Below are 20,064 nucleotides of genomic sequence, written 5' to 3' on the forward strand. Positions count from 1 at the left end.
GTCGATATCGAGAGAAAGGAAAATATGATTGATTCACAAACAGATTCGAAATCAGATGACCTCATGTCATTCGGCCTGATCGCAGATGCCGGGGATGCGAAGAGCCTCGCATTCATGGCGTTAAATGAGGCGAAGAAGGGAGATTTTAAACGGGCGGAAGAGCTTATGGCCGAGTCCGATCAGGCTTTTCTCAGTGCACATGAGAAGCAGACAGCGTTTCTGGTGAGGGAAGCGAACGGAGATCACACCGAGGTCAACGTGATGCTCGTCCATGCGCAGGATCATCTGATGGGAGCATGCTTGGCTCGCGAGCTCATACGAGAAATCATGGCGCTCCATCAGATCAAGCAGGATCGTGCGAGCTGAGAACCTAGAAGGGGAGGCAAGAAGATCTTATGAATGCCAGAAGTCCTTTTTTCTGGGGCAGCGCAACAGCTTCCTATCAATGCGAGGGCGCATGGAATGAGGCAGGCAAAGCTGAATCGCTGTGGGATCGATATCTGCATGAAGCTCATCTGGAAAATGGAGACGTTGCAAGTGATCATTATCATCGGTATCGCGAAGATATCGAACTCATGGCAAAGGGAAACCAAAATGCTTATCGGTTTTCGCTCAGCTGGCCCAGAATCATCCTGAATCGAGAAGGGGATGTCAACGAGGCTGGCGTTGAGTTCTACAGTCGTGTTGTCGACGCATGCCTCGAGTTTGGCATCGAGCCCTATGTCACCCTCTATCATTGGGATCTGCCGCAGTATTGGCAGGACGAGGGAGGCTGGCTCAACCCTGCCGTCGCAGACGCCTATGTCCGCTTCGCTCGGGTTTGCTTTGATCGACTTGGCGACCGTGTGCGGTATTGGGCCACATTCAATGAACCGAAGTGGTTCGTCGCGAGTGGGTATCTTATCGGAAACTACCCTCCCGGTCTGAACGATCCGCAACTTGCCATTCGTGCCGCATTCAACGTCATGTACGCCTCCGCCTGCTGTGTTCAGGTATTTCGAGATGGACGCTTTCAAGGCGAGATCGGTATCGTGCACAGCTTCTCGCCGGTTGATGGCATCGATGAGACGCTTGAGACGCGTATCGCGATGCGCTACGCAGACAACTACTGCAACAACTGGATTATGGACACCGCAGCGAAAGGTGAGATCCCCATAGATCTGCTCGCAGATCTGAACAAGCGATACGATCTCTCATTCATGTCGTCTCGTCAGCTCGACGTCATCGCAGATAATACTGTTGATTTTCTCGGTCTGAACTACTATTCGCGAACACTGGTGAAACCCTACACGCGAGGTGAAACATCGATAGTGGTGAACAACACGGGCGCATCATTCAAGGAGAAACCACGGGTTGTTCTCAAAGATTGGTTCGAGCAAGTTCTCGATGATCCGGGGATGGAGGTCACCGCTTGGGGGACGGAAATCTATCCGGATGGTCTACGGCGTGGTTTGCTCGATGTCTACAATCGCTATCACCTGCCGATCTATGTTACGGAGAACGGGATCGGAGTCGTTGAGGAAATCAATGCTGAACCTATTGATGACGAGTATCGGATTTCATTTATGCGCAGCCATATCGAAGCAATCAAGGCTGCAATGCACGAGGGCGCAGACGTTCGAGGTTATTTTGCATGGAGCTCGTTCGATCTGTATTCATGGAAGAATGGTTGCGAAAAGCGCTATGGGCTGATCGGAGTCGATTTCGATCGGGATTTACGTCGCATACCGAAAAAAAGCTTCGGCTGGTATCGCGATTTCATCGCGCGAGAGAGTACCGCAGAAAAGTGAAAAGAGAGGAAGCGACCGATGAAAAAGATCATGTTGGTCTGTAACGCGGGAATGTCCACCGGGATCATGGCCAAAAAAATCGAGGAGGCCGCAGAGGGACATGTGGACGTCCTTGCATGCGGCGAAGCCGATTTTGAAAATCATGTCGAAGGTGTCGATATGATTTTAGTTGGTCCTCAGATACGATATCTGGTTCCGAATATCCAGCAGATCGTATCGTGCCCTGTCGAGTTCATTGCGCCTCAGGCGTACGGCATGATGGACGGTGCGGCTGTGCTTCGACAGATTATCGAACGAATCGGCGATGATGACGATGAGTAGCAAGATGGGTGGAATCACCGCATACCTTGAAAGGCGCGTCTTGCCAATTGCAAACAAGATGAGCACTCAGCGGCATCTGCATGCGATCCGCGACGCGTTCATCTCCATCGTCCCCATCACGCTCTTCGGAGGGATTGCGACGATCATTGGATCGGCACCCTCACCTGAAGGGTCGACCAATCCTCTGCTGCTCGGATGGTCCCATTTCGTTGAATCGAATTCGCTCCTTTTAACATGGGCAAATACTATGACTTTGGGGGCGATGTCGGTTTATATCTGCATAGGAGTGACTTATTTTCTATGCAAGCATTACAAGACGGATGCATTCATTCCCATAGTGCTCTCGATGGCGGGTTTTTTGCTTATCTGCGTGGGGCCGGATAAATTGGGCTGGGATGTCAAGACTGCGAATATTCTGTATCTTGATGGCAAAGGCCTGCTTGTCGGGATCTTTATAGCCATATTCGCTGTCGAATCATATCAATGGATGCGCGACAGAAATGTCGGCCGCATATCGCTCCCGCCCTCTGTGCCCGTCTCTTTGTCCGAAGCATTTGCATCGCTAGTTCCCGGTCTTATCATTCTGTTCGTGCACACGATTGTCTTCGGCATCTTCAACATGATCGATACGATCCTTCCTGCATTCATCTACACGCACTTGTCTCCGATGTTCAATGCGACCGATTCGCTGGCTTTTTCTGCAATGGCCACGTTGCTTGTTCAGTTCTTCTGGTTCTTTGGGATTCACGATGCCGCCCTGGCAGGTGTGCTCGGTCCCATTCGAGACGGTGGACTGTCGATCAACGCAGCCGCTCATGCAGCTGGCCAGTCGCTGCCCAACATCTTCACGACGCCATTTTGGGTGTACTTCGTTGCCATCGGCGGCTGCGGTTCGGTGCTCGCTCTGGCGATACTTTTGCTGCGTTCAAAATCAAAGCAGCTCAGAACCATCGGGCGAGTCGGACTGGTTCCGGCTGTTTTCAATATCTCCGAGCCAATTATCTTTGGCGTTCCGCTTATGATGAACCCGATATTTTTTATACCGTTTCTGCTGACCTCGACTGTGAATGCGATCGTTGCATATCTTTGTATGATGATCGGTTTGGTTAATAAAACGTTTGCCCTGCTCTCTTGGAATATGCCCGGTATCATCGGCGCATATCTGTCAACATTTGATGTAAAGGCGATTCTTCTCGTTGCGGCGCTCATCATCGTCGACATGGTGATTTATTTTCCATTCTTTAAAGCTTATGAGAGAGAGTGCTTGGAGCAGGAGGGAAATGACGTCAAATTGGAAGAGGGGTAGTGGAATCTGTGATCCGGCGCGCGTTTTCAGGCACGTTGCCCAGACAGGCGGCGTCCGGCTGACCCGCTCTCTCGCGCAGTGTTGCGCGCATCTCAGTACGCAAGCAGGGCGCTCGCGAGATGGTCGATACATTCGAGACCGAGAACCGTCATAGCTGTTTGATGAAACGTGTACAATGACAGCCATGACACAGCTCGATCTGAAGGGCACGGATATGCGCTCGTTCAAACGTCTCGATTCCCATCGGACCCGCTCGCTCATGGCGATCTCGTTGATTTTCGCTTGTTTGGTCATCGCGGCTGCCGCATGGCCTGACAGCGCTTGGGCGAGCACCTACAGCCTGCCGCGCACGCGCATCGAAGCCGCGGTGCAGCCGAATGGTGATGTGCAGGTGAGCGAGACGCGCACCTTCGAGTTCAGCGAGTACGTCAACGGCGTGTACTGGACGATCCCGCTCGGAGAGAATCAGCAGGGTTCTCCCTCGAGCATCGCTCAGACCGGTGTCGTCGAGCTCATCGACGGATCACCGCACAAGTATCTGCAGGTCGACTCTGCCCACGCGGGTCAGACGCGCGTGTACACGGTGAGCGGGACGGAAGATTCCAGCGCCGGTGTGAAGCTCAAGGTCTTCGCGCCGGCATCCGCCGATCAGTCCAAGACGTTCACGCTTTCCTACACGATTTCCGGTGCCGTCATGGCATGGCGTGACACCGCAGAGCTCTACTGGAAGTTCGTCGGTCCCGGCTGGGAGGAGAACTCTCAAGATGTCCAGCTCGACGTCACGTTCCCTGCTGGGTCCAATGATATCGAGCGCCCGAAGAAAGGCGAGAGCTTCCGAGCGTGGGGCCACGGGTCGCTCGATGGGGGCGTCTCTGTCGACGAAGCCGTCCCCTCGGTGCACTATGTCGTGCCGACGGTCTCATCCGGCAAGTTCGCCGAGGCGCGCATCGCTTTCCCGCGCGCATGGGTGGGTGCCTGCGCGGTCCCTGCATCTGCGACGTCCACCGAAAGACTGCCGGATATCCTGTCAGAGGAGCGCTCGTGGGCGCAGGAGGCCAACCGCGAACGCGAACGCGCGCGGGCGCTGCTCGCCATCGGTACCGTCGCCGAGATCCTGTTGCCGGCTCTTCTTCTTATCGGCGTGATCGCGCTCAAGCTCACGCGCGGCCGCAATCCCAAACCGCTCTTTCAGGATACCTACTTTCGCGATGTCCCCTCTGCGGATCATCCGGCGGTCATCTCCGCGTTCATGAAGGACGGCTCGGTCGGAGACGAAGCCGTCGTCGCCACGCTGATGAAGCTCACCGACGATCGCGTGATCGCTCTGAGCTCCGAGCATGTGAGCAAGCGCTCTCTGTTCGGCAGCCGCGCCGTCGAGGACTATGCTATCAGGCTCATCGATCGCAGCGCCGCGGTCGACCCCATCGACAGGGCGGCGATCGAGCTGTATTTCGGTCCGGAGTCAGACGGAACGACCGAGATGAGATTCGAGGACCTCAAGAGCCTCGCCCACGCCGATCCCAAGGAGTACACCGCGCGCATCGATGATCTCAAGGCCGAGGTGTCCGGCGCGCTGTGCGCGCGCGGGTTCATCAAATCGCGCGGGGTGGCCATGAAGCTCGGCGCGGGCGCGCTGGCCTTGGTCATGTTCGGTCTCGACGTAGCGTTCGCGGGCATGATCGGATGGCTGAACATACCCGTGATCGCGATCTCGATCGCGCTGCTCGTCGCAGCCGTGGCGATTGCTGCGACCTACCGTGTCTACTCGGAGGAGGGCGTCGAGCTTCGCTCCCGCTGCGCGGCGCTCAAGAAATGGCTCGAGGATTTCACGCGTCTGGGCGAGGCCGTACCAGCCGATCTCGTGCTGTGGAACAAGCTGCTCGTCATGGGAGTCGCGCTCGGCGTCTCGGATGAGGTGCTGCGCGAGCTGGCTGATGCCGTTCCCAGACATCTGCGCGAGGATGACCAGGGTCTCTATCTGTTCCCGATGTATTGGTGGATCTACCCTCATGGCTCGATGGGCGCTCCGGTGAGCGCCATGCACTCGGTCTACAGCGCCACGGTCGCCGATGTGGCGTCGAGCATGCGCAGCTCAGGCGGCGGTTTCGGAGGCGGCTTCTCCGGCGGCGGTGGCGGTGGCGTCGGAGGCGGCGGGGGCGGCACGTTCTAGAGCCGGCGGAGCCGAGGCGGCGCGATCTCATCATTTCAGCTGGTGGATCGCGGAGTGCATCGCGATCCTTCAGATGAGCCGAGCACGCAGGGCAGCTGGCTCGCAGGAGCGAGACGTGGCCCTATCGTCGCTCAGTCCGATCGCTTGTACTCGTAGAGATACATCTCGCGTGGGAGCAGTTTTCGCTCCTCACGGGTCGCGCGATGAGTCGCCATGCGCTTGAGCCCGCAGCGGTCGTAGAAGCCCCATGAGCAGCATGAGTCCGTATAGAGAAACGCGCTCGGCGCTCCCTGGGAGAACAGATAGGAGAGGGCCGCGTCGAGAAGAACGCTGCCGATGCCGCGATGATGGGCTGACCCGCCGACGATCAGCAGGGTCACCTCGAAGTCATCCGAGACGCCGCTGGCCTTGAGGAGCTCGGCGTTCACATGGCGTTCGGCCCGAAGCTTCATCTGATAGCTCGCTTGAGCTCGAGAATCCAGCTCCGCCATCTTCTTGAGGTAATCCTCGCAACGCTGCTCCCATGCTCTCATCTGAGCGGTGCGCTCGTGTCCGGAGCGGGCGAGCACCAGTCCGATCGGCACATCGTCGACGAGCACGGTTTGAGAGAACGTCGAATGCGACAGATGAACGGCGAGCTCATGCGATGCCTCGAGGGATCCGAATGGGCGTCCGCAGGCATCCTCATGCCACAGCGCTCGCAGAATCTCCGCGATCCGGTCGAAATCCGCTTCCTCGAATGATCGGTAGAGTAATCTGGACATGCTGCTCCTCCTCGGGACAGACATGTTTTACCATGGATCGCGTCGCGAAAGATGGTGCTCTCGTGGTGTATGGGCGCAGCCGCGATATCTCCGTGGAACACCCACGGAACATCATCGTCCCGATGGGCTCATCTGGTGGTCCCGCCCGCTCGTCGCCCGTGTTTCTTCAACTGCTCTGAGCGCGACGGCCCAAAGGGGGGTCGTGTTGCGATACAGTAGTCCAATGATATTTCGCGCCCGCTCCGGCAAGGAGCGGGCCACATGATCCAAACAAGGAGGGCAGCATGGGATCAGATGTGAAAATCGGCCGTGCGCTGATCTCGGTCACGGACAAGACGGGCGTGGTCGATTTCGCACGATCTCTGGTCGAGGACTTCGGTGTCGAGATCATTTCGACAGGCGGCACGGCCGCCTCTCTAGAGCAGGCTGGCATTCCCGTCAAGCCGATCGAGCGGTTCACCGGCTTTCCCGAGATGATGGACGGCCGCGTGAAGACGCTGCATCCCAAGGTCCATGGCGGTCTGCTCGCTCGACGCGATTCGGACCGTCACATGGCGGAGGCCGCCGAGTACGGTATCGAGATGATCGATCTGGTTTGCGTCAACCTCTACGAGTTCGAGAAGACCGTTGCAGAGCCGGAGGTCACGTTCGAGGACGCGATCGAGCACATCGACATCGGGGGTCCCTCCATGTTGCGCTCCGCTGCGAAGAACAACAGATTCGTGACGGTCGTGTGCGATCCTCGAGACTACGATCGGGTTCTCGGCGAGATGCGCATCCATGAGGGCTCCACGACGGCGGGGACGCGCCGCCGACTGGCCGCGAAGGTCTACGCGCGCACCGCCGCCTATGACACGGCTATTTCGATCTGGCTCAACTCCTACCTCGATCAGGAGGCCTCCGTCGACTCGGACATCAGTTTCGAACCTCCTGAGGAGTTCGATCTTCATCTCGTGAAGAGCCAGGATCTTCGATATGGCGAGAATCCCCATCAGGCGGCGGCGGTCTATCGGTTCGCCGACGAGTTCTCCCGCATCGGATCGTCTCAAAGTCCGCTGATCGGCGCAGAGCAGATCCAAGGCCGTCCGCTGTCGTATAACAACCTGCTCGATGCCGATGCGGCGTGGAACGCCGTGCGCGAGTTCGATGAGCCCGCCGTCATCATCTTGAAGCATCAGAATCCCTGCGGCTCCGCGGTTGCCGCAGATGTCACCCGCGCCTACGATCGCGCGTTCGCATGCGATCCCAAAAGCGCGTTCGGTGGCATCATCGCCGTGAATCGCGAGGTGCCGCGCTCTCTCGTCGAGCACTTCGCCGATCGCAACAAGCAGTTCGTCGAGGTCATCATCGCCCCGTCCTTTGAGCCTCGCGCGCTCGAGCGCCTCTCCAAGCGCAAGAACCTGCGAGTTCTCGCATGCGGAGGTGCCGAGGGCCACGCGCGTATTGAGGCTCGATCGATCGACGGCGGAATGCTGCTGCAAAGCGTCGACACGGTGAGCGAGGACATATCGGAGTTCACCTTTCCCACGACGCGTCGGCCGACCGACCGGGAGATGGCCGATCTCATGTTCGCGTGGCGCGTCTGCAAGACCGTCAAATCCAATGCGATCCTGATCGCGAAAGATGGCGCGGGCATAGGAATGGGTCCGGGCCAGCCGAACCGGGTGGACTCCGCGCTGCTCGCCTGCCAGCGGGCGCAGGAGTGCTGCCGGCGCATGGGAATCGCGCCGACGGGTCTGGCCTGCGCGAGCGATGCGTTCTTTCCATTTCGGGACAACGTCGACGTGCTCGCGCGCCACGGTGTCACGGCGATCATCCAGCCGGGGGGATCGGTGCGCGATGACGAGTGCATCAAGGCCTGCGACGATCACGAGATCGCGATGATCTTCACGTGCCGTCGTCACTTCCGTCATTAGGATTCGTTCCTTGAGCGACGAGATCGACAACCAGTTCATCGGCGATCCGGGGCAGCTCCGTGCCTACGAGGACTTCTGCCGCGCTCAGCGGGAGCGACCCGAAGAGGGCTTCGCACTGGGGGAACCGGCGCTCATCTGCCGCTGGCGCATGGTGGGCGCATCGGTGCCCGCGCTGGCACGGCACCTGCGTGCGCTGCGGGCCCGTCGCGTCAACGGGCGGGCGCTTCCCGCGGCCCTGATAGCTTGGGTGGGCCAGCACATCGAGTTGTCGCTCGATCGAGGCACCGAGAACGCGCTCGACGGCGTCGTGATGCTCGTGGTCGATGTCGATGGCTCCGCCGCGATGTCGACGGGCCCCTATGCGCCGCTGGCCGATGAATCGGCATCCGCGCTTCGCGCTCGCGCCATGTGCGCGGCTTCTGAGGCGAACGCCTCAGGCGTGGCTCCCGAGGTGCTGTGCCTGTCGCGCGGAGAGGTGCTGCAGGTGTGCACGAAGCCCGCCGGAGATCAATCGGATAACGGCGCCTCGACACCTCTCGCTTCGTGCGGCTGTCTCACGCTTGTGGAGCAGCTGGCAGCCATGCGCGGGCATCGCATCGAGCGCATCGCGCTCGCCGACGCCGACGATGTCGATCGCAGCGGAGCGAACGGCGAGGCCGCCTCCGTCTTTCTCGTCTCAGATGAGCACGGGATCGTCGCCGCCTCGGATGCGGTGCCGGACACTCCCGCGCAGCGGCGAGACGCCGCATTCATCTCGTTTCTGCAGGAATGCTACTCCAAGCTGCTGCGAGCGGCGAGCGGTGCGCGCGGCCGCGGATGAGGGGGAGCGACATGGCTTTGATCTACGTGGTCGAAGACGACGAGCCGATTCGCCGGGAGCTCACTCGGCTGCTCGAACGCAGCGGATTCAGCGTCGCCGCGTGCACGGCATTTGATGAAATCGTCGAAGAAATCGTGGAGGCCGCACCCGATCTCGTGCTGCTCGATCTCACATTGCCCAAGACCGACGGCCAACTCATCGCGCGGGAGCTGCGAGGCCTCAGCGATGTTCCCATCATCGTGCTGACATCCCGGACCACCGAGATCGATGAGGTCATGAGCATGACGATGGGCGCCGACGACTTCATCTCGAAACCCTACAGCGCGCGCGTGCTCATAGCGCACATCGAGGCCCTGCTCCGTCGATCGGCACCGCCCGAGGAGCGCGGCGTGATCGCGCACGAAGGCGTGACGATCGATCTCGGTCGCTCCACGGCGAGTGCGAACGGCCGCCAGGTCGAACTCACCAAAAACGAGGTGCGGATCTTGGCGCTGCTCATCTCCCGGGCGGGTTCGATCGTTTCTCGCGAGGCGATCATGCGCGATCTTTGGGACTCGGACGCCTTCATCGATGACAACACGCTGACGGTCAACATCAATCGCCTGCGAGCCACGCTTGATCGCATCGGCGTGAGAGATTACCTCGTCACGCATCGCGGCCGCGGCTACTCGGTGTAGCGCCATGAAACTCTCCGCCTATCTGCGCTCAGCGATTCCCGCGATCGGCTTCGTCGCCCTCATCGATATGGTCTGCGCCCTCGTGCTGCTGACCTCGAGGATGGGCACCGCGAGCACGTTGCTCGTCTGCGGCATCATGGCGGCGGGCGCGCTCGCCCTCTTGGTAGGGGACTACGCTCGCAAACGGCCGTTCTTCGATGATCTGGAGCGCTGCGGGTCTGACATCGAGCACCCTCTGTGGCTCACCGAACTCGTTGAGAGACCCGATTACCTCGAGGGCGAGATCGCCTATGACGCCCTGTGCGCCATTTCCAAGGCGGCCAACGACGACATCGCAGCTCATCGGCATCAAGTCGAGGATTATCGCGAGTATATCGAGACCTGGGTGCACGAGGCCAAGTCGCCGCTCGCGGCAGCCCATCTCACGCTTGACAATCTCGAACGCGACAGCGACGCCCCCGCGATGATCGAGAGCATCGCGTCTTTGCGCGAGGAGCTGCACCGCGTGGAGGGCTACATCGATCAGGCGCTGTATTTCGCTCGTTCAGAAGCTCTGGAGCGCGATTATCTCATCCGGCGGCACAGCTTGGGCCGGCTCGTATCGAATGCGATCAAGGCCAACGCCTCTCAGCTCATAGGCGCCCACATCACGCCGGTTTGCGAAGGACTCGATCTCGATGTGTTCACTGATGAGAAATGGATCGGTTTCATCTTGGGCCAGATCGTCCAGAACAGCATCAAATACCGCCGCGAAGGCGCGGGAACGATCACGTTCTCCGGCAGGATCGACAACCCCGGACAAGCGCGTGAGTCCGTCATCCTGTCAATTCGCGACGACGGCTGCGGGATCTGCGCAGCGGATCTGCCCCGCGTGTTCGACAAGGGATTCACCGGTCTCAACGGCCGAGAGGTGAAGCGATCGACCGGTATCGGTCTCTATCTGGTCAAACGGCTCTGCAAGAAGATGGATGTCGGAATCTCGGCGGCGTCGAAGGAGGGGAGCTGGTTCGAGATCGCCCTCTCCTTCTCGACGAACAAGTTCAAGTATTTCTGCTGATGAGCCTGCTGCCGACTCCGTTCTACTTCACAACCAGGATATCGCATTCGGTGTTCCGCAGCAAGAACGTTGATATCGAGCCGAGCAGGGCGTACTTGATCGAGGAGAGGCCGCGCGCGCCGCACACGACGAGATCGGGCTGGATCACATCGAGCATCTCGTCTTTGAGCGTCTCGCGAATGCGCCCGGCGCGAATGATGACCTCGACGTCATCGATCTCGGGATTCGCGCGCGCCTCATCGACCTGCGCGGCGATGGATTCCTTGAAGGCGGTCTCGAGGCCCGTGATGAGATCCGCCGGGTAGGCGCCAGCGGATTCCAGCGCGGTCGAATCGATGACGTGGCCGCATGTCAGCTTCGCGTGATTGTTCGCGGCGACTCTGATCGCGCGGGCGAGCACGAAGTCCTGCTGCTCGGTGCCATCGAGCGATACGAAGATCTTGGAATAGCCCTCGTTCATGTTACCTCCTCGATACGGTGCAGCTCGAAGTGGGACCTCGGCTTCTGCACGTATGCCATGTCAACATCAGGTTATACCCCGAGGACCCCCGGGACCCCTTATTATTCTGTGAACGCGGCGCTTTTCCAGACGTCGGGCCCCAAAGGGGCGATAATGAGCAAAGTGACAATTCGGGCGACGCCGCCTGTCGCGCGCTCGACCGACTCGGGGAGGCTCCCTTGGATCTTCTGGAACTCATCAAATCGGCGTTTCTCGGCTTGGTCGAGGGCGTCACCGAATGGCTGCCGATCTCCTCCACGGGTCATCTCATCCTCGTGGACGAGTTCGTGAAGCTTGACGTGACACCGCAGTTCTGGAATATGTTCGAGGTGGTCATCCAGCTCGGTGCCATCTTGGCCGTGTGCGTCCTGTTCTTCCACGATCTGAACCCGTTTTCTGCGCGCAAGGGAGCACGTGGGCGTCGGCAGACCTGGGTTTTGTGGGGCAAGATCATCGTCGGCTGCATTCCGGCTGCGGTCATAGGTCTCGCGGTCAACGATTTTATGGAGGAGCACCTCAACAACTCCTACGTGGTCGCCGCCGCGCTCATCGTCTACGGCATCGCGTTCATCATCATCGAGAACCGGCGCGCCGCGCGCGATCTCGGGCCGGGATGCGAGGCGGTGCCGGGTCGAAGCATCCGGGAAGGCGGCACCCATTTCGCTTCGAGCGCCGAGGCGACCTCGATCTGCGGATCGGATTCAGAGACGGGCGATTTCGGCGAGATCGCGACGCTTCAGGACATCACTTGGAAAACCGCGCTCGGTATCGGATTGTTCCAGGTGCTCGCCATCGTTCCGGGCACGTCGCGGTCGGGCTCGACGATCATCGGCGGGCTGCTGCTGGGCTGCACGCGCTCGGTGGCCGCGCGATTCACGTTCTTTTTGGCCGTGCCGGTCATGTTCGGCGCGAGCCTGCTCAAGCTTGTGAAGTACTTCATCAAGGGCGGCTCGTTCGGGGCGAGCGAGACGGCTATCATGGCCGTCGGCTGCATCGTGGCATTTCTCGTGTCGCTGGCTGCCATTCGCTGGCTCATGGATTTCGTGCGCTGCCATGATTTCAAGGGCTTCGGTGTCTATCGCATCGTGCTCGGCATCATCGTGCTGGCGTACTTTGTGGGTGTCCGGCCCGCACTGGGGCTCTGAAGACGGCGGCGTCGACGGCACTTCGCCGCCGCCGACGCCGCCCGGGCCATGCGCGCTTCGTTCAGCTCACCTGCTCGAGGAAGCTCGTGCCCACCTCGTTCGGAACGTCGAAGTTCTCAAGTATCGTCGCGCCCATATCCGAGCAGGTGCTGCGCAGCCCCAGATCGCTGCCGCTGCGCGCCATCGATGGCGACCACACGAGAAGCGGGACGAGCTCTCGGGTGTGATCGGTGCCCTTGTAGGTGGGATCGTTGCCGTGATCGGCGCTTATCATGAGCAGGTCCTCATCGTGCATCGCATCCATGACCCGACCCAGGCGTCGATCGAGAAGCTCGAGTTCCTCGCCATCGCCTCGCGCATCTCTGCGGTGGCCGTACTTCGCGTCGAAGTCCACCAAATTGACGAAGGTGAGCCCCGTCCAGCCCTCGGCCATGACGGCGTCCACGTGGTCCATGCCGTCGGCGTTGCTCTCGTTGTGAAAGCTGCGATCGAAACCCTGACCGCAGAATAGGTCGAACGTCTTGCCGATCGCGATCGTGTCATAGCCGGCATCCTGCAGCTTCGTGATGGCGGTCGGCCCGGTCGGTTCGAGCCCGTAGTCGCGTCGTCGCGACGTCCGCACGAAGTGATCGCGATCGGGTCCGATATAGGGCCGGGCGATGACGCGACCCAGCGTGATCTCCGGTCCGTTCACGAGCGAGCGGACGTGCGCGCAGATCCGGTAGAGCTCCTCGACATCGATGACGTCCTCATGCGCCGCGATCTGCAGCACCGAGTCTCCCGAGGTGTATACGATGAGCTCGCCGGTGCGCATCTGCCGCTCGCCCCAGTCATAGATCACCTGCGTGCCCGAATAGGGCCTGTTGACGATCGTCTTGCGTCCGGAGAAGGCCTCGATCTCGCCGAGCAGGCTATCGGGGAATCCCTCGGGGAAGTAGTCGACGTGGAATCGCGCCGGCAGGCACATCATCTCCCAGTGGCCGTCGAGGGAGTCGTTGCCGAAGCTCACGACCTGCATCCTACCGAAGGCGCCTCTGGACTCGGGGGCCGCATCGATGCCCGCCAAGCCGCCGGGATGGGTCTTCGAGAGTCCCAGTTGGACAAGGTTGGGCAGATCAAGCGGTCGTCCCAGCTCGTCGGTGAAATACTTCGCAATATGGCCCAAGGTGTCAGCTCCGACGCTATCGTATCTCTCGGCGTCGGGCGCGCCTCCCACGCCGATGGAGTCCATGACGATAGCTAGGATGCGCTCGTATCTCATGCGCTCGCCTCCGCGAGGATCGCCGCGGTCCCGGAGACGCCGAGCCGATTCGCGCCGGCCTCGATGAGGGCGCGCGCCTCGGCCGCCGTATGGATTCCGCCGGCGGCCTTGACGCCGAAGTCGGGCCCCACGACAGCGCGCATGAGCTCCACGTCGTGGACGGTCGCTCCGCCCGTTGAGAATCCGGTCGACGTCTTGACAAAATCGGCCCTGCCGCTCACCGCCAGCCGACATGCGCGCCGCTTCTCCTCATCGGTGAGAAGGCAGCACTCGAGGATAACCTTGAGCAGGGCTGATCCGGCGTGCACCGCATCGGCGACGGCGACGATGTCTGCGAGAACGATCTGGTCGCGACTTCCCTTCAGCTCACCGATGTTCATGACCATATCGATCTCCTCGGCGCCGGCGGCTACGGCATCGGTGGCCTCGGCGACCTTCGCCGCGGTGGAGGCGGCTCCCAGCGGAAACCCTATGGCGGCACCGGTCTTGACCGAAGATCCCGCGAGTGCGGTTGCCACCCGCGGAACCCAGTAGGAGTTCACGCATACCGAGGCGGTCTGAAAGCGTTTCGCCTCATCGGCGGCCCGGTCGATGTCGTCGGCGCTCGCCTGCGGTTTCAGCATGGTGTGATCCATGTAGCGGGCGATCTCGGTTCGGTTCAGATTCATGATGGTCCTTTTCTCTGGTGGTCGTATGCAGCGCGCGCCGCGATTCAGTCGAAGCGCTCGAAGCCGGATGCGCAGACGCGCGCGAGCACGAGCGGCTCGGCCGCCGGTGCCTGGGGGCCGATGAAGACCGCCTGCTCGAATATGGGCCGCGCGGCATCGAGTCGCGCGGGATCGGAGGTGTGCAGACGCGCGATCGGCTCTCCGCCGCGCACGACATCGCCGCGAGTCTTGATCAGGGTGATGCCCGCCGCGTAATCGATCTCGTCGTCCACATGCTCCCGGCCCGCACCGAGCTCGACTGCGCAGACACCGAGCGCGGTCGTGTCCATCGCCGTGATGAAGCCGTCGCGCGGGGCTATGACCTCGAACTCGATGGGCGCGCGCACAAAGAGATCCGTGTCATCGAGATAGCCGATATCGCCACCTTGGGCGGCGACGATCTCGCGAAGTCTCTCAAAGGCCGATCCATCGACGATGGCGCGACCGGCTGCTGTCCGTCCGGCTTCAAGCGAGGGGACGCGGCCGGCGAGCAGCAGCATGTTCGCCGCCAGCTCGACGCATTCGCGCTCGAGGTCGGCGGGGCCGCGCCCGTGCAGCAGCTCAACGACTTCAACGACCTCCAGCGCGTTGCCGATGGCGCGTCCGAGCGGGCGATCCATGTTCGTTATGAGCGCGACGCACGCACGGTTCGCGCCCGCTCCTATGCCGACCATGCATTCGGCGAGCCGCCGAGCGTCCGCGGGCGTCTTCATGAACGCACCGGAACCGCATTTGACATCGAGCAGGATCTTGTCGGCGCCCGCGGCGAGCTTCTTGCTCATGATGCTCGAAGCGATCAGAGGGATCGAGCCGACCGTAGCGGTGACGTCGCGCAGGGCGTAGATGAGCTTGTCAGCGGGGACGAGGTTGCCGCTTTGACCGACGATGGCGGCACCGTGCTCCCTGACGATCGTCTCGAAGCGCTCGCGATCGAGCGAGGTGAGCAGGCCGGGAATCGATTCAAGCTTGTCAAGCGTGCCGCCGGTGTGGCCCAGACCCCGTCCGCTCATCTTCGCGACGTTCACGCCGAGCGAAGCGACGATCGGCACGACCGCAAGCGTCGTCTTGTCGCCGACCCCTCCGGTGGAGTGCTTGTCGAGCTTGACACCTGGGATGCGCGACAGGTCGACCGTGTCGCCGGAGTGCTCCATAGCCAGCGTCAGCGCCAGGGTCTCCCGCTCATCCATACCGCGCAAGAAGATCGCCATGAGCAGGGCGCTAGCCTGATAGTCGGGGATGTCGCCCGCAACAAGGCCGCTGACGAAGAAGCTGATCTCGTCCTCGGAGAGCGCACGGCCGTCGCGTTTTCTCTCGATGATGTCGTACATGCGCATGAGATCTCAGCCTTTCAGGTCCAGCGGGCCGAAGCCGAGCTGGAGCAATTCTTCGAGAAGATGGGACTGGGGCGCGTCCGCCTGCGCCGCCAGCACGATCCGAAACGTCTTCGGATCGCAGAACTCCATCATGACCTGGCGGCACACGCCGCATGGCGCGCACAGGCGCGATATCGGCTCGTCGGCGGGCCCGCCGACGACAGCGATGGCGCTGAACTCGCGTCTGCCATCGAAGATCGCCCGAAAGATCGCCGTGCGCTCCGCGCAGCAGGAGGGGGAGTACGCCGCGTTCTCGATGTTGCAGCCGCAATAGACCGCCCCATCAGCGCACTTCAGCGCTGCGCCGACAGAGAAGCGCGAATAGGGCACATAGGCCTGCGAGCGCGCCTCGATGGCGGCTCGGACCAATGCTGTGTCGTCCATGGCATTTCCCTCCTGTTCGCGTTCGCGTCGATCCCTCAGCGCGATCCCTTCTCATAGGGCGTTCCATCGGCTTTCGGCGCCACCGATTTGCCCACGAAGACGACGAGCACCACAAGCGTCAGCACGTAGGGCAGAAGCGCCAGGATCTGACTCGGCACCGCGATCGCCCCACCGCCCAGAACGACGGTCAGCGCCTGAGCCATTCCGAACAGCAGGCACGCGCAATACGATCCCTGCGGCGTCCACTTTCCGAAGATGACCGCCGCGAGCGCGATGAAGCCCTGGCCGGATACGGCGGTGATCGAGAACTGCGAGCTGATCGCGAGCGTGATCGAGGCTCCGCCCAAGCCTGCGAGCACGCCGGAGATCACGACGCAGACGAAGCGCGTTCGACTGACGTTGATTCCGAGCGTGTCCGCCGCAGCGGGATGCTCGCCGACCGATCGTATGCGCAGGCCCCACTTCGTCTTGTAGAGCACGAACCACATCGCGACGGCGGCGGCCAGTCCGAGCACGACCGTGGAATCGACGTTCAGATTCGCCCACGGCGTGTCCGAGAACGCGTTCGCGCCGAAGACCTTGGGAAGCCCGGCCACGGCTGGCGATTGCGTGCCGCCCCAGAAGAGCCTGGCGATGAACAGCGCGAGTCCCGGTCCGAGCAGGTTGAGCGCGATTCCCGACACGTTCTGATCGGCTCGGAACACCACGGCTGCCAATGCGTGGAGCACGGCGAACACGCCTCCGCAGACGCCTGCGGCGAGAAATCCCAACCATGGATCTCCGCTCAGATAGGTCCCGGCGACACCGGCGAGCGCACCGATGTTCATCATACCCTCGATGCCTATGTTGACGACACCGGAGCGCTCCGAGATCGTGCCGCCGAGCGCTCCGAACACAAGCGGCGTCGAGTACATGAGAGTGATGCCGATGAGCAGCGTCACGTTATTGAGCATCGGTGCCGCCTCCTTGTCGAGCGTCGCGTCGATCTTCGCCTGGAGCTCTAGAGCATTCGCTTTCGCGTTCCGCAGCGCTCGCCTCTTCCGTCATCCGCTCAGCCGGCGGCGGGGGCGCGGCGCCATCCTCGGAGCCGAGGCGATGCGCCTCGCGTTCGGCGCGTCTCTCGAGTCGAGACGTCAGAATCGAGAAGACGTGCTTGAGCGCAACGAAGAACACGATCGTGCCGATCATGATGTTGATGATCTCGGTCGGCGCCCCGACAGCGAGCTGCATGTTCTGGCCGCCGTAGATGAGTCCGCCGAACAGCAGACCCGCGGGGATGCAGGCCAAGGGGGATGAGCCGGCGATGAGTGCGACCGAGAAGCCGTTGAAGCCGTTGTTCTCGAAGGCGGCGAGCGTGGCCAGGGAGTGCGGCTGCATTCCGGTTATGACGAGCGCGCCGGCGAGTCCCGAGATGGCCCCGGCGAACGTCATGGCGCAAAGCATGCTTCTCTGCACGCTGATGCCTGCGAATTCAGCCGCATCGCGGTTGAAGCCGACAGCGCGCAGCGCGAAGCCGAACTTCGAGCGATGCAACATGAACCACGCGAGCGCGGCCACGAGAATCGCTGCGACGAACATGATGTTCACATCGGGCCGCACGAGAAAGTCCTGCAGCCAGTCCATGCCGCGCAGCATATCCTGTCCGGCTCGTGAGATCTTCCATTCGCCGAGAATCGTCGTGAAGCTCGAAGGGGACACCGCGAGGCTTCCGGTCGAATTGGGCCGATGGTAGAGATCTGACATGACGATGAAGTTGTTGATGTAGAGCATGATCCAGTTGAGCATGATCGCCGTGATGACCTCGTGTATGCCGAAGCGCGCTTTGAGCTCGCCGGTGATGGCGCCTATGATGGCTCCGCCGGCGACGCCCGCGAGCACCACGATCGGGATCTGAATCGGCGCCGGCAGGTCAAGCTTGGCGCCGACGAGCACGGCGCAGACCGCGCCGGCGATGTATTGTCCCTCCGCGCCGATGTTGAACAGACCGGTTTTGAACGCGAAGGCGACCGAGACGCCGGTGAGAATGATAGGCGACGCTTTGATGATCGTATTGGAAATGTAGCGGGGACGCGACAGGATACCCTGAAAGAGCGCCGTGAACGATGCTCCGGGATCGAACCCGGCAGCGCCGAGCAGAATCGCGGCAACGATGAAACCGAGCAGAATCGCGGCAAGTGTACCGGTGATGGGCCGTCTGGCCACCTTGATCAGAGTCCTCATGATTGCGATCCTCCCGCCATGAGCAGGCCGAGCAGGTTCTCGTCTATCTGCCCCTGTTTGAAGGTGCCCACGATCGCGCCCGCGTAGATGACAGCGATGGTATCCGCAACGTTCATGATCTCATCGAGTTCGAGTGAGACGAGCAGGACCGCCGCTCCCCGGTCGCGCTCGGCGATGAGCGTCTCGTGCACATAGGAGATGGCGCCGACATCGAGACCGCGCGTGGGCTGGGCGGCGACGAGTACGTCAGGGCGGCTCTCGATCTCGCGGCCGATGATGATCTTCTGCTGGTTGCCTCCGGACAGGCTCGCAGCCGGAAGATCGGCGCAGTCAGCCGGACGCACATCATAGTCGCTGATGAGCTTTGAGGTGTACGCGTCGATTCGCCTGCGATCGAGCATCCCGTTGGATCCGAAGCGCGCATCGCGATAGCCCTCGAGGATCGTGTTTTCGGCCACGGTGAACGGAAGCACGAGACCGCGGCGCTGCCGGTCGTCGGGGATGGTCGCGACACCGTGCTCGAGAACGTTTCTCGGCGTCGTGTTCTGGATCTCGCTGCCGTGCACGGAGATGGTGCCGCTTCGCGCGCGGGTGATGCCGGCGATCGCATCGACCAGCTCGCGCTGTCCGTTTCCGTCGATGCCGGCCACGCCGACGATCTCACCGGCGCGCACGGCGAGCGACAGACCCTTCAAGGCAGCGAGACCCCGTTCGTCATGCGCGACGAGGTCTCGGATCTCCAACACGACCTCACCGGGATCGGCCGGTGTCTTCTCTACGATGAGGCTCACGTGGCCTCCGACCATCTTCTCGGCGAGCTGCTGCTCGCTGACGTCTGCCACGCGCACCGTGTCGATGTAGCTGCCGCGCCGTATGATGGTGCACATCTCGGAGGATGCCTTGATCTCGCGCAGCTTGTGCGTGATGATGATGATCGTCTTTCCGCGGGAGGCGAGCGCGTGCATGATGTCCACCAAGCGGTCAATCTCCTGAGGAGTGAGCACGGCGGTGGGCTCATCGAGAATGAGGGTCTGCGCGCCGCGAAAGAGCGCTTTCAGTATCTCGACGCGCTGCTGCATGCCCACGGAGATATCCTCGACCTTGGCATCCGGGTCGACTTCGAGACCGTACTCGGAGATGATCTTCTGCACCGCTTCGCGGGCGCGATTCATGTCGAGCAGCCCGGGCCCGCGTGTGATCTCATCGCCTAGAATGATGTTTTCGGTTACGGTGAAGTCGTCCACGAGCATGAAGTGCTGATGGACCATGCCGATACCGGCGGCGATCGCGTCGGCGGGGCTGTTGATATCGGTCGGTCTGCCATCGAGAAAGATCGTTCCCTCTTCGGCTTGATACAGACCGTAGAGTATGTTCATGAGCGTGCTTTTTCCTGCACCGTTCTCGCCCAGGATCGCATGCACGCTGCCTCGTCTGATATCGAGGTGCACATGATCGAGAGCGGTGAAGGAGCCGAACTGCTTGACTATGCCATGCATCTGCACGGCATAGCGAGGGTCGGGTTCCATGTGTCTCCTCTCCTGAAGGGCAAAACAAAGCGCTCGCCGATCTTGTGGACGTCCCGTGGCGGAGACCTGCAACGAGGTCTCCGCCACGGGACGGCTCGCGTCCGCGAGCCGTCCCTGATGCGTATCCG

General features: G+C 61.3%; 19 protein-coding genes. 10 read left to right on the forward strand and 9 right to left on the reverse strand.

The window, feature by feature from the left end:
- Window positions 1-24 precede the first annotated feature (24 nt).
- The 5 genes from CORGL_RS02570 (at window position 25) to CORGL_RS02590 (ending at window position 5,587) form a co-directional block, all read left to right on the forward strand.
- The gene (locus tag CORGL_RS02570; protein ID WP_013708361.1) at window positions 25-366 is read left to right on the forward strand and encodes a PTS lactose/cellobiose transporter subunit IIA; all 342 of its coding nucleotides are present in this window, start codon (window positions 25-27) and stop codon (window positions 364-366) included.
- A 29-nt stretch (window positions 367-395) separates the two neighbouring features.
- Window positions 396-1,790: a glycoside hydrolase family 1 protein gene (locus CORGL_RS02575; RefSeq protein ID WP_013708362.1), complete on the forward strand. Its 1,395-nt coding sequence runs from the start codon at window positions 396-398 to the stop codon at window positions 1,788-1,790.
- Window positions 1,791-1,808: 18 nt separating this feature from the next.
- Window positions 1,809-2,111: a PTS sugar transporter subunit IIB gene (locus CORGL_RS02580; protein WP_013708363.1), complete on the forward strand. Its 303-nt coding sequence runs from the start codon at window positions 1,809-1,811 to the stop codon at window positions 2,109-2,111.
- Entirely contained in the window at window positions 2,104-3,417 is a 1,314-nt protein-coding gene (locus CORGL_RS02585; RefSeq protein ID WP_245526940.1) for a PTS sugar transporter subunit IIC, read from the forward strand. The genes CORGL_RS02580 and CORGL_RS02585 overlap by 8 nt, the downstream gene beginning before the upstream one ends.
- Window positions 3,418-3,601: 184 nt before the next feature.
- Window positions 3,602-5,587 (forward strand): DUF2207 domain-containing protein, encoded by a 1,986-nt coding sequence (locus CORGL_RS02590; protein ID WP_245526941.1) that lies wholly within the window; start codon window positions 3,602-3,604, stop codon window positions 5,585-5,587.
- A 131-nt stretch (window positions 5,588-5,718) separates the two neighbouring features.
- Here the strand turns inward: CORGL_RS02590 and CORGL_RS02595 are convergent, their stop codons facing one another.
- Window positions 5,719-6,351: a GNAT family N-acetyltransferase gene (locus CORGL_RS02595; RefSeq protein WP_013708366.1), complete on the reverse strand. Its 633-nt coding sequence runs from the start codon at window positions 6,349-6,351 to the stop codon at window positions 5,719-5,721.
- A gap of 284 nt (window positions 6,352-6,635) precedes the next feature.
- Here CORGL_RS02595 and purH point away from each other — a divergent pair, with 284 nt between their 5' ends.
- From purH to CORGL_RS02615, 4 genes are read left to right on the forward strand one after another with little or no spacing between them, the layout of a single operon-like run.
- Window positions 6,636-8,267, forward strand: a complete 1,632-nt coding sequence (purH, locus tag CORGL_RS02600; RefSeq protein WP_013708367.1) for a bifunctional phosphoribosylaminoimidazolecarboxamide formyltransferase/IMP cyclohydrolase — start codon at window positions 6,636-6,638, stop codon at window positions 8,265-8,267.
- A gap of 10 nt (window positions 8,268-8,277) precedes the next feature.
- Complete coding sequence (locus CORGL_RS02605) at window positions 8,278-9,087, forward strand: hypothetical protein (protein ID WP_013708368.1); 810 nt, start codon at window positions 8,278-8,280, stop codon at window positions 9,085-9,087.
- A gap of 11 nt (window positions 9,088-9,098) precedes the next feature.
- Complete coding sequence (locus tag CORGL_RS02610; protein ID WP_013708369.1) at window positions 9,099-9,764, forward strand: response regulator transcription factor; 666 nt, start codon at window positions 9,099-9,101, stop codon at window positions 9,762-9,764.
- A 4-nt stretch (window positions 9,765-9,768) separates the two neighbouring features.
- Window positions 9,769-10,821, forward strand: a complete 1,053-nt coding sequence (locus CORGL_RS02615) for a sensor histidine kinase (RefSeq protein WP_013708370.1) — start codon at window positions 9,769-9,771, stop codon at window positions 10,819-10,821.
- A 22-nt stretch (window positions 10,822-10,843) separates the two neighbouring features.
- On the opposite strand, the gene CORGL_RS02620 is transcribed toward CORGL_RS02615, so the two are convergent.
- A complete protein-coding gene (locus tag CORGL_RS02620; RefSeq protein ID WP_013708371.1) occupies window positions 10,844-11,281 on the reverse strand; it encodes a universal stress protein in 438 nt (145 codons plus the stop codon).
- A gap of 218 nt (window positions 11,282-11,499) precedes the next feature.
- On the opposite strand from CORGL_RS02620, the gene CORGL_RS02625 reads away from it, so the two are divergent.
- A complete protein-coding gene (locus CORGL_RS02625) occupies window positions 11,500-12,465 on the forward strand; it encodes an undecaprenyl-diphosphate phosphatase (RefSeq protein ID WP_013708372.1) in 966 nt (321 codons plus the stop codon).
- Window positions 12,466-12,526: 61 nt separating this feature from the next.
- Here CORGL_RS02625 and CORGL_RS02630 read toward each other — a convergent pair whose 3' ends face one another.
- From CORGL_RS02630 to CORGL_RS02660, 7 genes are read right to left on the reverse strand one after another with little or no spacing between them, the layout of a single operon-like run.
- Complete coding sequence (locus CORGL_RS02630; RefSeq protein WP_013708373.1) at window positions 12,527-13,726, reverse strand: phosphopentomutase; 1,200 nt, start codon at window positions 13,724-13,726, stop codon at window positions 12,527-12,529.
- Entirely contained in the window at window positions 13,723-14,394 is a 672-nt protein-coding gene (gene deoC / locus CORGL_RS02635) for a deoxyribose-phosphate aldolase (RefSeq protein WP_013708374.1), read from the reverse strand. Before deoC ends, CORGL_RS02630 begins: the two co-directional genes overlap by 4 nt.
- Before the next feature lie 44 nt (window positions 14,395-14,438).
- Window positions 14,439-15,767 carry a thymidine phosphorylase gene (locus tag CORGL_RS02640; protein ID WP_013708375.1) on the reverse strand — a complete coding sequence of 443 codons (1,329 nt, stop codon included), beginning with the start codon at window positions 15,765-15,767 and terminating at the stop codon, window positions 14,439-14,441.
- A gap of 6 nt (window positions 15,768-15,773) precedes the next feature.
- Window positions 15,774-16,229, reverse strand: a complete 456-nt coding sequence (locus CORGL_RS02645; RefSeq protein WP_280985033.1) for a cytidine deaminase — start codon at window positions 16,227-16,229, stop codon at window positions 15,774-15,776.
- Entirely contained in the window at window positions 16,226-17,143 is a 918-nt protein-coding gene (locus CORGL_RS02650) for an ABC transporter permease (protein WP_013708377.1), read from the reverse strand. The genes CORGL_RS02645 and CORGL_RS02650 overlap by 4 nt, the downstream gene beginning before the upstream one ends.
- The gene (locus CORGL_RS02655) at window positions 17,133-18,410 is read right to left on the reverse strand and encodes an ABC transporter permease (protein WP_013708378.1); all 1,278 of its coding nucleotides are present in this window, start codon (window positions 18,408-18,410) and stop codon (window positions 17,133-17,135) included. Before CORGL_RS02655 ends, CORGL_RS02650 begins: the two co-directional genes overlap by 11 nt.
- Complete coding sequence (locus CORGL_RS02660) at window positions 18,407-19,936, reverse strand: ABC transporter ATP-binding protein (RefSeq protein ID WP_013708379.1); 1,530 nt, start codon at window positions 19,934-19,936, stop codon at window positions 18,407-18,409. The genes CORGL_RS02655 and CORGL_RS02660 overlap by 4 nt, the downstream gene beginning before the upstream one ends.
- Window positions 19,937-20,064 lie beyond the last annotated feature (128 nt).

Origin of the sequence: Coriobacterium glomerans PW2, assembly GCF_000195315.1 — a bacterium.
Classification (GTDB): Bacteria; Actinomycetota; Coriobacteriia; order Coriobacteriales; family Coriobacteriaceae; genus Coriobacterium; species Coriobacterium glomerans.